Below are 13,510 nucleotides of genomic sequence, written 5' to 3' on the forward strand. Positions count from 1 at the left end.
AGAGAATATATACCTCTCCATCACCGTCAAACTCTAATTGCTCCTGCGGCATTTGCCCTCCAAGTCAGATTAAAACTAAATACAGTTTGCCTAATCTGATATGACTGACCAATATGGAATAACCCATATAGCCTGGTTATTCGATAGTAAGAATATTACAAGGTCAATTGATCAGGATCTGAACGGCCTAGTTGAGTCAGCAACTCAACCAGCTTCGGATTAAATCTATAACCGCTTTCACTATTGATACGACTGATCGTTTTAGCGACCGCGATTTTTTGCTTGTGATCCTTCCTTAAGCGCAGATAATTTTGCTGATAGAACTTCAGCATTGAGAGAATCATACTCCCCGCTGGAATATCATCTCCTTTTAGACCAAACGGTCCTCGGCCATCATAGCGCTCAAAACTACATTCAATCAGTTTTGAAGCGGCTAGCCATTTACCGCCTAGCTTTAGAAAGCCAGCTGATAACTCAACCTGCTCTCTCGCTTTGGCTTTTTCCCATTCAGCCGATTCAAGGCCAATATCAAATACAGGCGAAGGGACAAATTTGCTCCCTAAATTCTGAAAGTTGAACGCAGCTAACAATTGCTCCTCAATTTCAGGATGAGACAATTGTTGATTGAGCATACAACCTATTGCAATTAGCTTAGAGAGATCGCCTTGTTGCTGAATCGATTTTGACTGGAGAATTTTTGCGACCTGGCCCATGAAAGCGAGATCATCAAAGTCTTTTAGCTGCTCTTGCGCCTCAAGCTTATCCAACACACTCTCATTTATACTCTGTGTGGCTGTGAGAATGCCTGAGAAGCTTTCTAAGGTTGCTTGAGTCACTTTATCACGTGATGATTGGCCAGACTCATAAACCTGCATTACACCCTTTTCTAGAAGCTCAATATCGGCCGGACTCACATCACGACCACTGATTCTATCTGCGACCAATTGCTCCAGACGGGTAAAAACAAAAGCGATAAACTCACCCTGTATAGGCGTATAGGGAAGCTGTGCTTTTCTGAATTGATCAACCAAATCTTCGAGTCTATGGCAAACGTCAGCAATACTATCGAGAAACACCATATGACAGTTGCCTTTAACTGAATGCACCGCCCTAAACATTTGATTCACAATTTCAGGGTCGTAATTACAGTTTAGGGAACTAAAACAGTGATCCAATTCCTCCATAGCTTCCTTGAAGCTAGAGTAGAACTCCGTTTTCAGCTCATCACTCAGCTGCTGAAATCCTTGATCATTTGCGTCCGACATTCTTCACCATTTCAATTAGCCACAAAAAAAGGATAGCAAAGCTATCCTTTTTTATAACACATTCTGGAATGCTTATTCGTCCGGCATCGCTTTAGGTTGATCTGTGTTCTCATAAATGAGAATAGGATCGTTGTCACCCTCGATAACGCCCTCATCGATCACAACCTTGCTTACATTCTCCATAGAAGGCAGCTGATACATAATATCTAGCAATGTCGCTTCCATAATAGAACGCAAACCACGTGCGCCTGTTTTACGCTCAAGCGCTTTACGTGCAACCGCCTTTAAAGCAGCTTCACGGAAATCAACTTCAGCGCCTTCCATATCGAACAATGCAGCATACTGCTTAGTCAAACTGTTCTTCGGCTCAGTCAGAATCTGAATCAACGCATCTTCATCAAGTTCAGCAAGTGTGGCTACCATTGGTAGACGACCTACAAACTCAGGAATCAGACCGTATTTAACCAGATCTTCTGCTTCTAGCTCACGAAGACTGTCAGAAACCGTTTTCTCTTCATCTTTGCTCTTAACAACAGCGCTGAATCCGATGGAACCTTTCTCTGAACGATCACGAATAATCTGTTCTAGACCAGCAAATGCACCACCACAGATAAACAGGATATTAGACGTGTCTACCTGCAAAAACTCTTGCTGAGGGTGCTTACGACCACCTTGCGGAGGAACAGAAGCAACCGTACCTTCAATCAGCTTAAGCAAAGCCTGCTGCACACCCTCACCCGATACGTCACGCGTAATGGATGGGTTATCAGACTTACGTGAAATCTTATCGATCTCATCAATATAGACAATACCAAGCTGAGCTTTCTCTACATCGTAATCACACTTCTGCAGAAGCTTTTGAATGATGTTTTCTACATCTTCACCTACGTAACCTGCTTCAGTTAGCGTAGTCGCATCAGCAATAGTGAATGGGACATTCAATAGGCGTGCTAGTGTTTGAGCAAGCAGGGTCTTACCACTACCCGTAGGGCCGATAAGAAGAATATTACTTTTGCCTAGCTCAACGTCTGAATTGCTGCTCTTTTGGAAGCGCAGACGCTTGTAATGGTTGTATACCGCTACAGCAAGTACTTTCTTAGCGCGATCTTGGCCAATAACATATTCATCCAGAGCTGCACTTAGCTCTTCTGGAGTCGGCAGGTGATCGCTCTCTTCCTGAGGCTCTGCTTCTTGTATTTCTTCACGAATGATGTCGTTACATAGATCAACACATTCGTCACAGATAAAAACGGACGGACCAGCAATTAGCTTACGTACTTCATCCTGGCTTTTGCCGCAGAATGAGCAGTACAGCAACTTACCACTGTCATCGCCATCTTTACCTTTGATTTCGTCGGTCATTCGACTTCCTCATAATTCTTTATCAGGGCTATACCCTATATTGCTACTCTGTTTCACATTTCAACCCTTATACAAACAAACAGGGTGAATCTTATGATTATAGTAACAATTTCTACTCAGGCTTAATCAGTGTTACGACGATCAAGCACTTCGTCAATTAAACCGTATTCTTTAGCAGCGTAAGGGTCCATGAAGTTATCACGATCTGTATCACGAGAGATCGTTTCTAGATCTTGACCTGTATGCTCTGCTAACAACGTATTCAATTTATGACGAATACTCAAAATCTCTTTGGTATGAATTTCAATATCAGTCGCCTGACCTTGGTATCCACCTAGCGGCTGATGAATCATTACACGAGAGTTAGGTAACGCAAAACGCTTACCTTCAGCGCCACCGGCTAATAGGAATGCACCCATACTCGCTGCCTGACCCAAACACATTGTGCTCACGTCTGGCTTGATGAACTGCATAGTGTCATAGATAGACATACCAGCAGTTACAGATCCACCCGGGGAATTAATATAGAGATGAATATCCTTATCCGGGTTCTCCGCTTCTAGGAACAGCAACTGCGCAACAACCAGATTAGCCATATGATCTTCTACAGGACCTACAAGAAAGATCACACGCTCTTTTAACAGACGGGAGTAGATATCGTATGCACGCTCACCACGAGCCGACTGCTCTACTACCATAGGCACTAGACTACTCAAAATATCTGAGCCACCTTTACCAAAATCCGCCATGTATCACTCCTTAAAACGGAAATAACCTAAACACAAGCACTCGATAATACTACGTTGATTAATTCAGGCAATAGCTTTAACCAACAACACTGCATTTATCATGCGCTAAAAACAAAAAAACGACAGCCAGCTTTCGCTAACTGTCGCTTTTACAGTAGTGACTTTTACGTCAGAAGAGCGTTAATTAAGCTGCAGCACCCTGCTCTGGCTTAATTGCATCTTCGTAGCTAACAGTAACGTCTGTTACTGTAGCAGCTTCAAGTAGGTTATCTACAACCTGCTCTTCAAGAACTAGACCTTTGATCTGACCTAGCATCTCTTCGTTACCCATGTACCAATCGATAACTTGCTGAGGATCTTGGTAAGTTTCAGCCATCTCTTCTAGTGTTTCTTTAACACGAGCTTCGTCAGCTTCTAGTTCATTTACTTTGATCACTTCTTGCATAAGAAGACCGATCTTAACGCGACGGTCCGCCTGATCAGCAAACATTTCTTTTGGAAGCATGTTTGGATCCATATCAGAATCTGGACCCGCAAACTGCATTACAGCTTGACGACGTAGGTTGTCGATTTCGCCATCAATTAGTGCAGCTGGTACTTCGATTGGGTTAACTTCTAGAAGCTGAGTGAATACAGCATCTTTAAGTTTCATTTTAAGAGCCTGCTTAAGCTCACGCTCCATGTTCTTTTGAACTTCAGCGCGGAAAGCTTCTTCAGTCTTCTCTTCTAGACCAAACTTCTCGAAGAACTCTTCGTTTAGCTCAGCAAGAACCTGCTCAGAAACAGTGTGTACTTTTACTTTGAATACAGCGTCTTTACCTTGAAGGTTTTCAGCTTGGTATTCTTCTGGGAACGTAACGTTTAGCTCAACGTCTGCACCTGCAGTAGCGCCCGCTAGACCGTCTTCGAAACCAGGAATCATTGAGTTAGAACCTAGAACAAGGTCCATGCCTTCGCCTTTACCACCGTCGAATGCTTCACCGTCGATGAAACCCTCGAAATCGATGCGTACGCGATCGCCTTCAGCTGCTGCGCGCTCAACTTCGTTCCACTCAGCTTGCTGCTTGCGTAGCGTTTCAATCATCTGATCAAGATCAGCATCGTTTACTTCAGCTGCTTTCTTTTCGATCTCTACTTTAGAGAAATCAGCCAGAGCGATCTCTGGGTAAACTTCGAATTTAGCAGTGTATTCAAGGTTTTCACCTTCAACATCTTTTGTGAATTCGATTGCAGGCGTACCAGCTGGGTTGATCTCTTCCTGCTGAAGCGCTTGGTAGAAGCTTTCCTGAACCACTTGGCCAAGAACTTCTTCACGAATACCTTTACCGTAACGCTGCTTAACAACTTTTACAGGTACTTTACCAGGACGGAAACCGTCGATACGTACTGTACGTGCAGTCTGCTGGATACGCTTGTTAACATCCTGATCGATGCGCTCTGCTGGTACGGAAACCTTCAACAGGCGCTCTAGGCCAGAAGTCGTTTCAACGGAAACTTGCATGTAATGCCTCACAAATAAAATGCTTGAATCAATAATCTTCAACAGACCGACGTATTGCTAACGCTGCTTGATCTGCACAGCCGCTCGTAAATTTCGAGCAAAATCAAAGCGCGAAATTCTCCGGCAAGCAGCTTAATTAGTCAAGTTTAGTAAGCAAAATAACGTATAAGAAATGAAAATTATTATTAGATAGATCACTTAGATCAACAAATAAGCTAGAAATGGCTTTTGTAAGCAGATCAGCACAAAGAAAAATAAATTAAGGTAATTATTAGCCAGAAGCAGCTTTTGATATAAGAAGGAATAAAGATCAATCAATGGTGCGGACGGAGAGACTCGAACTCTCACACCTCGCGGCACCAGAACCTAAATCTGGCGTGTCTACCAATTCCACCACGTCCGCAGATAGATCTTTTTTTACACATAGCTTGAAACTGATTACACCAAAACAACGCTTCGTTGTAAATGGTGCGGACGGAGAGACTCGAACTCTCACACCTCGCGGCACCAGAACCTAAATCTGGCGTGTCTACCAATTCCACCACGTCCGCAATCTATGTGTATCGTTAATGGGGTGGATAATGGGGCTCGAACCCACGACCGCCGGAATCACAATCCGGAGCTCTACCAACTGAGCTATACCCACCATAACGATCGTTTTTGTGTAGTACATGGTGCGGACGGAGAGACTCGAACTCTCACACCTCGCGGCACCAGAACCTAAATCTGGCGTGTCTACCAATTCCACCACGTCCGCAGACTACACAAGAGATTCAATGGGGTGGATAATGGGGCTCGAACCCACGACCGCCGGAATCACAATCCGGAGCTCTACCAACTGAGCTATATCCACCATCAAATCTCTTTCTAACAAATGGCACGCCCACCAGGACTCGAACCTGGAACCTACGCCTTAGAAGGGCGTTGCTCTATCCAGTTGAGCTATAGGCGCCCGACTCATTTGTCAGACCTCAGACTTTGGCCTCAACTAGCGTCTAGCGCTTTGTTTTGACCGCCTCGTCTTGAGGAGGTGCGCATAATATACACCCTAAATTTTGCCGTCAACACTTTTTTTATCTTTTATTTCAAAAGTTTTAGATTGATCATCTAACAACCAATAACTGGCTATTTATCAAGCAGTTATCCCATTTTTGGCTATCAAATTGATCCGATTGATGCTCTAGCCATCACTTTCACCTTTTTCGATGTAAATGTACGCCTACCCTCTTACATCTCAATTACTTGTACCTACTTACTATAGCTAATTAACAAAAGGCGCTTGGACGAAATACTCAACCATGAGAGAATTCACCCCAGATAAAACTTAATAAAGGACCCTCCCTTTAAATGAGCGCACAGATTATTGATGGCAAGCAAATTGCCGCAGATGTTCGCCGTCAGGTTGCTGAAGGTGTTCAGCAACGAATCAACGACGGTAAAAAAGCTCCTTGCCTAGCAGTACTACTTGTAGGTATGGACCCAGCTTCTCAGGTTTATGTTCGCAATAAGAAGAACGCTTGTCAGGATGTAGGATTTGAATCCCGCTCTTTTGACCTACCTGAAGAAACGACTCAAGAGGAATTACTGAATCTTGTTGATGAACTAAACCAAGACGATTCAGTTAACGGCATCTTGGTACAGCTTCCTCTACCAGAACATCTAGATGGCAATGAGATCCTTGAACGCATCCGCCCAGAAAAGGATGTTGATGGATTCCACGCTTTCAATTTAGGTCGTCTAGCTCAGCGTATGCCTGTTCTTCGCCCTTGTACTCCAAAAGGCGTTATGACGCTACTTGAATCTACAGGTCAAGATCTACATGGTATGGAAGCAGTCGTAGTCGGTGCATCTAACATCGTTGGTCGCCCTATGACGTTAGAACTGCTTCTTGCGGGTTGCACTGTAACAACAACTCACCGCTTCACTAAAGATCTTGAAGCACACGTTCGCCGTGCGGATCTTGTAGTAGTCGGTGTTGGTATTCCCGGCCTTGTGAAAGGTGAGTGGATCAAAGAAGGCGCTACCGTGATTGATGTAGGCATCAACCGCCTTGAAGATGGTCGCCTAGTCGGTGATGTGGGTTATGAAGCTGCAGCCGAGAAAGCCGGCTTTATTACCCCTGTTCCAGGTGGCGTAGGGCCAATGACTGTGGCTACGCTGATGGAAAACACTTTAGAAGCAGCAAACAAGCAAAACGCTTAAGTTTGTTACTCAATAAAAAAGGCAGCCTAGGCTGCCTTTTTTTATTTCCGCTAAAGACCGACTCAAGCTTCCCTGAACCAAGTCGTACCTTCACGGCTATCCTTCAGAATAATGCCCTGCTCTGCTAACTCATCACGGATACGATCAGACTCAGCGAAGTTTTTCGCTTTCTTCGCTTCTGCACGCTGAACAATCAACGCTTCGATTTCATCAGAACTAAGCTCGCCCTCTTTGTCTTCGCCTTTCAAGAAGGCATCAGCATCTTGCTGCAGTAAACCAAGAATAGAACCTAGGCGCACCAATTGACCGGCAAGCTTACCTGCCTCAGGTGAGTTTTCACGTGTAGCTTTGTTCAACTCATTCACAAGCTCAAACAGAACTGAGATTGCTTTTGGTGTGTTGAAGTCGTCATTCATCGCTTCAACGAAACGCGCATCAAAATCATTTACTGGTGCTTCATCAGAAATATCAACACCACGTAGTGCTTGATAGAAACGCTCTAACATAACACGCGCTTCTTTTAAGCTATCTTCGCTGTAATCGATATACGTACGGTAATGAACACGCGCAAGGAAGAAACGAACCACTTCAGCGTTGTATTTTTCCAGCACATCACGAATCGTGAAGAAGTTACCTAAAGATTTAGACATCTTCTCAGAATTCACGCGTACAGGACCTGCGTGCATCCACGTATTTACATAAGTACATCCGTTTGCAGCTTCAGATTGTGCAATCTCGTTTTCATGGTGTGGGAATGGTAGATCTGGACCACCGCCATGAATATCAAATGTTGGGCCAAGGCAGCATTTAGACATAGCTGAACATTCAATATGCCAACCTGGACGACCTAGCCCCCATGGGGATTCCCAGCTAACCTCACCCTCTTTAGCAGATTTCCACAATACGAAATCCAACGGGCTTTCTTTAGCTTCATCTACTTCAACTCGAGCACCTGAACGTAGCTCATCAACATTTTTGTTGGTTAATCTGCCGTACTCTTCAAAGCGTTCAACTCGGAAGTAAACATCACCATTGGATGCTGGGTAAGCAAAACCTTTCTCTACCAGTGTTTCGACTAGAGAGATGATATCTCCGATATGCGCTGTCGCTCTTGGCTCTTGAGTTGGACGAAGCACAGATAATGAAGCTTCATCTTCATGCATGGCTGCAATCATACGCTCAGTTAGCTGATCAGGCGTTTCATCGTTTTCAGCAGCACGCTTGATGATCTTGTCATCTACGTCAGTGATGTTGCGAACATAATCCACATCCCAGCCCTGCGAGCGAAGGAAACGAGTAATAACATCAAATGCGACCATCACACGTGCATGACCAATATGACACAAGTCATAAACGGTCACTCCGCAAACGTACATTTTGATTTTGCCTTCTTCTAGTGGCTTAAACGGAGCTTTTTCTTTGGTCAGTGTGTTATATATTTGAAGCATAACTCGTAACTTTATAATTTCGAAAAATAAAAAGGGCCGCTAGTATAAATGAATTAGCACTCTGCGGCTAAGGAATCTCGGTAGGGACAGTTAAATTTAGCTCACCCACACCCACATCCAGTAAAAGGCTTTTCTCAGTACTCAGCACTAAACGCCCATTATTCTCTCGATCCCAAACCAAAGCTTCCCACTGTGCATAAGGCTGAATATAGGTCCGGCGCGCTTCTTCCCAATTCGGAGCATCAGTCATAGGTACTACCCACAGAAAAGAATGTCCAAAAATTTTCTGCTTGGCATAGCCCAATAAAGCCAACCTTTTAGTAACAGGGTCGTAGTCAGCAGCTGTCACCAAACCTTCAACATCAAAGCGCTCAGTCAATGTTACAGATTGCTCTGCTTCACTCTTATCGAGCTTATAAAGATGGGTTTGTTCATTTTCTCTATTCTTAGTGAAAAGCCATAGCTCATTGTTGACCACTGTTAGCGCTTCACAATCGAAGTTATGACTTTTCGGGGCTACTTTCGCTGGTCGATCAGCATATCTAAATTTCAACACTTCAGGGGAGACAACCCCTCCCGCCCTTGTAGACTCTAGATCCTTCCAAGCAACTTTATAAATCTGCAGCTCAATACGCCTGCCGCGATTATTACCGCAGTCCGCTATGTAGAGAAAAGACTCATCTTGTGCAAGTTCTTCCCAATCGATATTTTTTGCATTCTCTACTTTGATTACTTTGACAATGTTGTGCTGCGCATCCAGAGCATAAAGATAGGGCCCATCACCACTATCGTTAATAGTCCAGAGTAATCCATCATGAGAAGCTAAGCCTGATGTTTCTTGCACACGATCGGGCCAAACAGTGTAATTATGTATAACACCATCCCAACCTTTCGCTTTCGCAGCAGGCGCTTTTTCTACCACTTTCTTCTGGCCACACCCCCAAAGGAAAAACGAAAATAAAATCACTGCTAATAACTTCATTTTATGAACCTAAACCTCAAGAGATAACCCAAATTTAGTGCGGCATCACTACAGAAAAATATAGTCCCGTTGTATATAACTAGACCTTTGGTATAAAAACTGTAAGGATTCGAGAATAAGTATAAAAATTAAACAGGATGTACCAGAAATGGATAACGATCAATTTGGCCAGCAGGATCTTGGCCCTTCCTTAACACCACCCAATACTCCTATGAGTAACCCTGTGGCGGAGGGAAACCAAATTGCATCGCAACAGCTTTCAATCCTTTCTGCTCTTGCTCACCCTGCTTGGATCAAAAATCGTCGAGCAGAGTATCTCTTTGTAAATGATGCCTATGCTGAGTTACTCGATATGCCTGCGAAATGCATCAAAGGCAAAACAGATCGACAACTTTTCCCTAAACACCTTCATACTCAACTGGTTGATTCTGATGCTCAAGTGTTTTTATCACAAACACATGTCGAATTAGAAGGACTACGCCTTAACCCCGATTGCCAGCACAGTTATTGGTTAAGCAAAGCACCACTCAAAGACAAACATGGCAAAGTCAGTGGCATTGTTGGATTAATGAAACGATCCGTTCAGCCTACCACAGACCAACTTTCTATCTGCAAGCTCGCTGAAAATGCGATTCAGCAGAGCAATGAAGCGGTTGTCATTGCGGATATCGATTTCAATATCACCATAGTTAACCCTGCTTTTGTTAGGCTGACTGGTTATAACGAACAAGAAGTTATTAACCAACCTGCCAGCGCAATCAATGCTACATGGTTAGCGCCTGAATTTATGGAAAGCATCAATAGCAATTTGCAATATAAAGGCTATTGGGAAGGTGAAACGTGGAGCCGCAAAAAAGACGGGCAGCTATTTAGCGAGAAAATCAAAATCTCGGTTGTGCTCAACAAAGAAGGCCAAAGAACCCACTATATTGGCCAGTTCCTAGATAATACTGAGCAAAAACAAGCCCAAGAAAAGCTTGAGTTTTTAGCCTTTCACGACCCTCTTACAGGTTTAGCTAATCGCGCGCTGTTTTTGGATAGAGTAACTTGCGCTGTGCAACATGCACAAAGAAACAAAACACTATGTGCTGTTATCTATCTCGATCTTAACGAGTTCAAACCCCTCAACGATAAATATGGCCACCCTTTTGGCGATAAAGTACTGACCATCGCCTCCCAACGCCTTAATACTGCAGTACGCAAAGTTGATACTGTCTCTCGTCAAGGGGGGGATGAGTTCGCAGTTTTATTAGAGGATACAGCCTCAATTGAAAGCGCTGTACTTGTATCGCAAAAAATCATTGCGTCTTTAAGACAGCCAATGATGATAGATGATATTGAAGTATGTATCGGTGCTAGTGCCGGTATTGCAGTGTTCCCAGACCACGGCAAGGACGGCGGGAAACTGATTGGTAACGCCGATAAAGCGATGTATGCCGCTAAGTTTCTTGGTGGTAACGGCTATTACCTTTATAAATAGTGTTCAATTCTCTCTTTAAACCGTAAGTTATTTTGAAAAGATTCCACATCAGGTCTAAAACTACACTATGACCAAAATTTTGGAATTTAGGTATGCCTTGTCCTGATTCAGGCAATCCTTGTAGTGCTCATGAGCAGAAGCTACTCGATGAGATTGTGCATACTTACCCTCAACCAATTATTGTGATCGATAATGATCACAGGGTCATTATTTGGAATAAAGCCTGCGAAAAAGTCTTTGGCATTCCTGCCAAGGCTGTTCTTGGAACAAAAGATCAATGGAAAACCTTTTATCCTGCACCTCGTCCAATATTGGCTGATGTAGTTTTAGATGATGACAAAGAGCAGCTTGAGCAGTTTTATCCTGGCCTTCATCGAAAATCTCCGTTTATAGAAGATGCTTATGAAGTTGAAAGCTTCTTCCCCAAACTTGGCAGCAATATTGATAGATGGCTCTATTTCACGGCAAAACGACTATACGATGAAGATGGAAATATAGTTGGCGCTATTGAATCTTTAATTGATATAACCCAAAGAATGGAGGCTGAAGCGGAGGTCAAGCAACTAAACGACGCCCTCTCCGACCACTCGCAAAAGCTCGAAGAAGCCAATGAAGAGCTCAAAGCCACCATGCTAAAACTGGCTAATACGCAAAAGCTAGCTTCTCTGGGCAAATTAGTCGCAGGCATTTCTCATGAACTAAACACACCCATTGGCAATATTCGTACAATCAGCACAGCCTTAAGAGCAGATACTAGTAGAATCCAAGATCAGCTTAATTCTGGTGAAATGACTAAATCAGCCTTGGAGAGTTTTTTAAGTAACGTTCTAGAGTCTACTGATTTAATAGAAAAAAGTACCGCAAAAACTGCCGAGCTGATTTTAAGCTGCCAACAAATATCAACTAATGACAATCAATACGATCGAAGCCAACTTGATTTAAGAGCATTAGTTGAGGAGGTGTTAAATCGGCAAACTCAAACTCTCGCCAGATCAAATATTATTGTGGAGAATCTAATACCCCATGATATTTCTATGAATAGCTTTGCTGCACCTATACAACAGATCTTTGACAATCTGATCAACAATACCCGAATGCATGCATTTGACGACCAACAAACGGGGAAAATTAAAATCTGTGCCCAACTCTGCGATAAGACTATAACACTAATATTCAGTGATACTGGCTGTGGCATTCCAACTAAAAATTTTGCCAAAGTCTTTGATCCCTTTTTCACCACTAAATTTGGTCAAGGTGGCAACGGTCTAGGGCTCTATATAATATTCAACTTAGTCACGGGTGTATTAGGTGGCAGTTTGGAACTTCAATCTCCTGATGATGGAGGATTTGAATTACATATTACTCTTCCCAGCACTTCCCCTTATGCGCTCACGGCAGAAGATGACACTTACTACATTTAACAGTTTTCATATCCAATTATTTTCATGCTGAAATCTTTTTTCAAAACGACCGTTTAAATTGAATAAAAATCAGTCACATTTAGAAACGATGTCCAATACTTATATGTAAGGAGAAATTAAAAAAACGGACGGAAAACTTATGCAAGTGACATCGACCAAAAACAAACCGCCGCAGAATGCCCCTCAACTACAAGACATCAACAAACAGGTTTACCAAACCAGTTTTCAACCTTATCCAGAGACATATTCTAACGTCAGCGCAAGTTTCACAGATCGTACTTTGTCTCCGCCTCTGGCTCAGGTTTATGAAGAAGTCATCATGCTACTAGGCCATGAGCTACATAATGAAACAGGCAATGCTTTTTTGGGATCCAATCCTGCCCCCTCAGGTAATGTAGCTCCGCAAGAATATGCCACAGCTACGCTTGAATATATAACCCAGCAATTTCCTCTATTTCGCAACGCACTACCTGAGTTAAGTGAAGAGCAATCATTGGATCGCTTTATTAACTTAATCACTGAGTCGTTAAATCGAGGGACTTTAACGGCAATAGAACAGCTAGAAGAGATGGCACTTACAGACAGTGACGATTTGAATGAACTGGTAGACCTTTACCGAGAGTATTGCTTAGAAGGAATTGAAACCTTTATTCATAGCTTCGGTTTCTGTTTTGATTCATTTGAGGATGAAGAGTTTACCTCCAATATCCAAGCAGCAGATGAGTTTATCGATGATGAGCTGCTAGATAAATTACTGACATAAAAAATGCCGCCTAAGCGACATTTTTTACGTGTTTGTCTCAATTAATGCAGTTCGTCATATTTTTTACGAATAGCGGCTAATTTGGGCTGAATATCTAAAGGCGCATAATTCATCGCTTGTTCAAAAAGCTCTTTATTCTCCTCAGACAGTCTCTCTTCCTCACTCATCTGAGTGAGCTTTTCCATCGCTTCGGTAAATTTAGGGTGTATTTTATCGGTAGTCATGACCAACCCTCCTTAAGACGTTCTACATTTAGGCAACTTAGCATGAAATTTCAGCTAAACCTTACTGCTATTCTAGCAATGCTCCTGCTATACAACAGCACAATTTTGACATT

The 13,510-nt window shown here is 43.0% G+C and carries 11 protein-coding genes and 6 tRNA genes; 4 read left to right on the forward strand and 13 right to left on the reverse strand.

Features of this window, described 5'->3' with window-relative positions; translation table 11 throughout:
• Positions 1-155: 155 nt before the first annotated feature.
• The 10 genes from ACMXYW_RS09010 to ACMXYW_RS09055 form a co-directional block, all read right to left on the reverse strand.
• Positions 156-1,265, reverse strand: coding sequence for an Hpt domain-containing protein (locus tag ACMXYW_RS09010; RefSeq protein ID WP_415903783.1), 1,110 nt, complete (start codon positions 1,263-1,265; stop codon positions 156-158).
• Positions 1,266-1,337: 72 nt separating this feature from the next.
• Positions 1,338-2,627, reverse strand: coding sequence for an ATP-dependent protease ATP-binding subunit ClpX (clpX, locus tag ACMXYW_RS09015; protein WP_415903784.1), 1,290 nt, complete (start codon positions 2,625-2,627; stop codon positions 1,338-1,340).
• A gap of 122 nt (positions 2,628-2,749) precedes the next feature.
• Positions 2,750-3,376 carry an ATP-dependent Clp endopeptidase proteolytic subunit ClpP gene (clpP, locus tag ACMXYW_RS09020; RefSeq protein ID WP_415884403.1) on the reverse strand — a complete coding sequence of 209 codons (627 nt, stop codon included), beginning with the start codon at positions 3,374-3,376 and terminating at the stop codon, positions 2,750-2,752.
• Between the two features lie 184 nt (positions 3,377-3,560).
• Positions 3,561-4,877 (reverse strand): trigger factor, encoded by a 1,317-nt coding sequence (tig, locus tag ACMXYW_RS09025; protein ID WP_415884902.1) that lies wholly within the window; start codon positions 4,875-4,877, stop codon positions 3,561-3,563.
• A 318-nt stretch (positions 4,878-5,195) separates the two neighbouring features.
• Positions 5,196-5,280 (reverse strand) — tRNA-Leu (locus ACMXYW_RS09030).
• A gap of 63 nt (positions 5,281-5,343) precedes the next feature.
• Positions 5,344-5,428 (reverse strand) — tRNA-Leu (locus tag ACMXYW_RS09035).
• 19 nt (positions 5,429-5,447) lie between these two features.
• Positions 5,448-5,523: transfer RNA gene (locus ACMXYW_RS09040), tRNA-His, on the reverse strand.
• 26 nt (positions 5,524-5,549) lie between these two features.
• Positions 5,550-5,634 (reverse strand) — tRNA-Leu (locus ACMXYW_RS09045).
• A gap of 20 nt (positions 5,635-5,654) precedes the next feature.
• Positions 5,655-5,730: transfer RNA gene (locus tag ACMXYW_RS09050), tRNA-His, on the reverse strand.
• 22 nt (positions 5,731-5,752) lie between these two features.
• A tRNA-Arg gene (locus ACMXYW_RS09055) sits at positions 5,753-5,829 on the reverse strand.
• A 395-nt stretch (positions 5,830-6,224) separates the two neighbouring features.
• Between ACMXYW_RS09055 and folD the strand changes: the two genes are divergently transcribed.
• Positions 6,225-7,079: a bifunctional methylenetetrahydrofolate dehydrogenase/methenyltetrahydrofolate cyclohydrolase FolD gene (folD, locus tag ACMXYW_RS09060; protein WP_415903785.1), complete on the forward strand. Its 855-nt coding sequence runs from the start codon at positions 6,225-6,227 to the stop codon at positions 7,077-7,079.
• A gap of 62 nt (positions 7,080-7,141) precedes the next feature.
• On the opposite strand, the gene cysS is transcribed toward folD, so the two are convergent.
• Positions 7,142-8,527 (reverse strand): cysteine--tRNA ligase, encoded by a 1,386-nt coding sequence (cysS, locus tag ACMXYW_RS09065; protein ID WP_415903786.1) that lies wholly within the window; start codon positions 8,525-8,527, stop codon positions 7,142-7,144.
• A gap of 67 nt (positions 8,528-8,594) precedes the next feature.
• On the reverse strand, positions 8,595-9,509 hold the full coding sequence (locus tag ACMXYW_RS09070; protein ID WP_415903787.1) for a hypothetical protein: 915 nt from the start codon (positions 9,507-9,509) through the stop codon (positions 8,595-8,597).
• Between the two features lie 148 nt (positions 9,510-9,657).
• On the opposite strand from ACMXYW_RS09070, the gene ACMXYW_RS09075 reads away from it, so the two are divergent.
• The 3 genes from ACMXYW_RS09075 (at position 9,658) to ACMXYW_RS09085 (ending at position 13,173) form a co-directional block, all read left to right on the forward strand.
• A complete protein-coding gene (locus ACMXYW_RS09075) occupies positions 9,658-10,989 on the forward strand; it encodes a diguanylate cyclase domain-containing protein (RefSeq protein WP_415903789.1) in 1,332 nt (443 codons plus the stop codon).
• A 92-nt stretch (positions 10,990-11,081) separates the two neighbouring features.
• Positions 11,082-12,410 carry an ATP-binding protein gene (locus tag ACMXYW_RS09080; RefSeq protein ID WP_415903790.1) on the forward strand — a complete coding sequence of 443 codons (1,329 nt, stop codon included), beginning with the start codon at positions 11,082-11,084 and terminating at the stop codon, positions 12,408-12,410.
• Positions 12,411-12,549: 139 nt separating this feature from the next.
• Complete coding sequence (locus tag ACMXYW_RS09085) at positions 12,550-13,173, forward strand: DUF5610 domain-containing protein (protein ID WP_415903792.1); 624 nt, start codon at positions 12,550-12,552, stop codon at positions 13,171-13,173.
• A gap of 41 nt (positions 13,174-13,214) precedes the next feature.
• On the opposite strand, the gene ACMXYW_RS09090 is transcribed toward ACMXYW_RS09085, so the two are convergent.
• Positions 13,215-13,397, reverse strand: coding sequence for a hypothetical protein (locus ACMXYW_RS09090; protein ID WP_415884395.1), 183 nt, complete (start codon positions 13,395-13,397; stop codon positions 13,215-13,217).
• Positions 13,398-13,510 lie beyond the last annotated feature (113 nt).

The sequence above is a fragment of the Neptuniibacter sp. QD48_55 genome, assembly GCF_047778115.1.
Lineage (GTDB): Bacteria > Pseudomonadota > Gammaproteobacteria > Pseudomonadales > Balneatricaceae > Neptuniibacter.

What these genes read in the sequence shown, in the direction of transcription:
- ACMXYW_RS09010 (WP_415903783.1), bottom strand. Translation starts at nt 1,265, where the DNA reads ATGTCGGACGCAAATGATCAAGGATTTCAGCAGCTGAGTGATGAGCTG.
- clpX (WP_415903784.1), bottom strand. Translation starts at nt 2,627, where the DNA reads ATGACCGACGAAATCAAAGGTAAAGATGGCGATGACAGTGGTAAGTTG.
- clpP (WP_415884403.1), bottom strand. Translation starts at nt 3,376, where the DNA reads ATGGCGGATTTTGGTAAAGGTGGCTCAGATATTTTGAGTAGTCTAGTG.
- tig (WP_415884902.1), bottom strand. Translation starts at nt 4,877, where the DNA reads ATGCAAGTTTCCGTTGAAACGACTTCTGGCCTAGAGCGCCTGTTGAAG.
- folD (WP_415903785.1), top strand. Translation starts at nt 6,225, where the DNA reads ATGAGCGCACAGATTATTGATGGCAAGCAAATTGCCGCAGATGTTCGC.
- cysS (WP_415903786.1), bottom strand. Translation starts at nt 8,527, where the DNA reads ATGCTTCAAATATATAACACACTGACCAAAGAAAAAGCTCCGTTTAAG.
- ACMXYW_RS09070 (WP_415903787.1), bottom strand. Translation starts at nt 9,509, where the DNA reads ATGAAGTTATTAGCAGTGATTTTATTTTCGTTTTTCCTTTGGGGGTGT.
- ACMXYW_RS09075 (WP_415903789.1), top strand. Translation starts at nt 9,658, where the DNA reads ATGGATAACGATCAATTTGGCCAGCAGGATCTTGGCCCTTCCTTAACA.
- ACMXYW_RS09080 (WP_415903790.1), top strand. Translation starts at nt 11,082, where the DNA reads ATGCCTTGTCCTGATTCAGGCAATCCTTGTAGTGCTCATGAGCAGAAG.
- ACMXYW_RS09085 (WP_415903792.1), top strand. Translation starts at nt 12,550, where the DNA reads ATGCAAGTGACATCGACCAAAAACAAACCGCCGCAGAATGCCCCTCAA.
- ACMXYW_RS09090 (WP_415884395.1), bottom strand. Translation starts at nt 13,397, where the DNA reads ATGACTACCGATAAAATACACCCTAAATTTACCGAAGCGATGGAAAAG.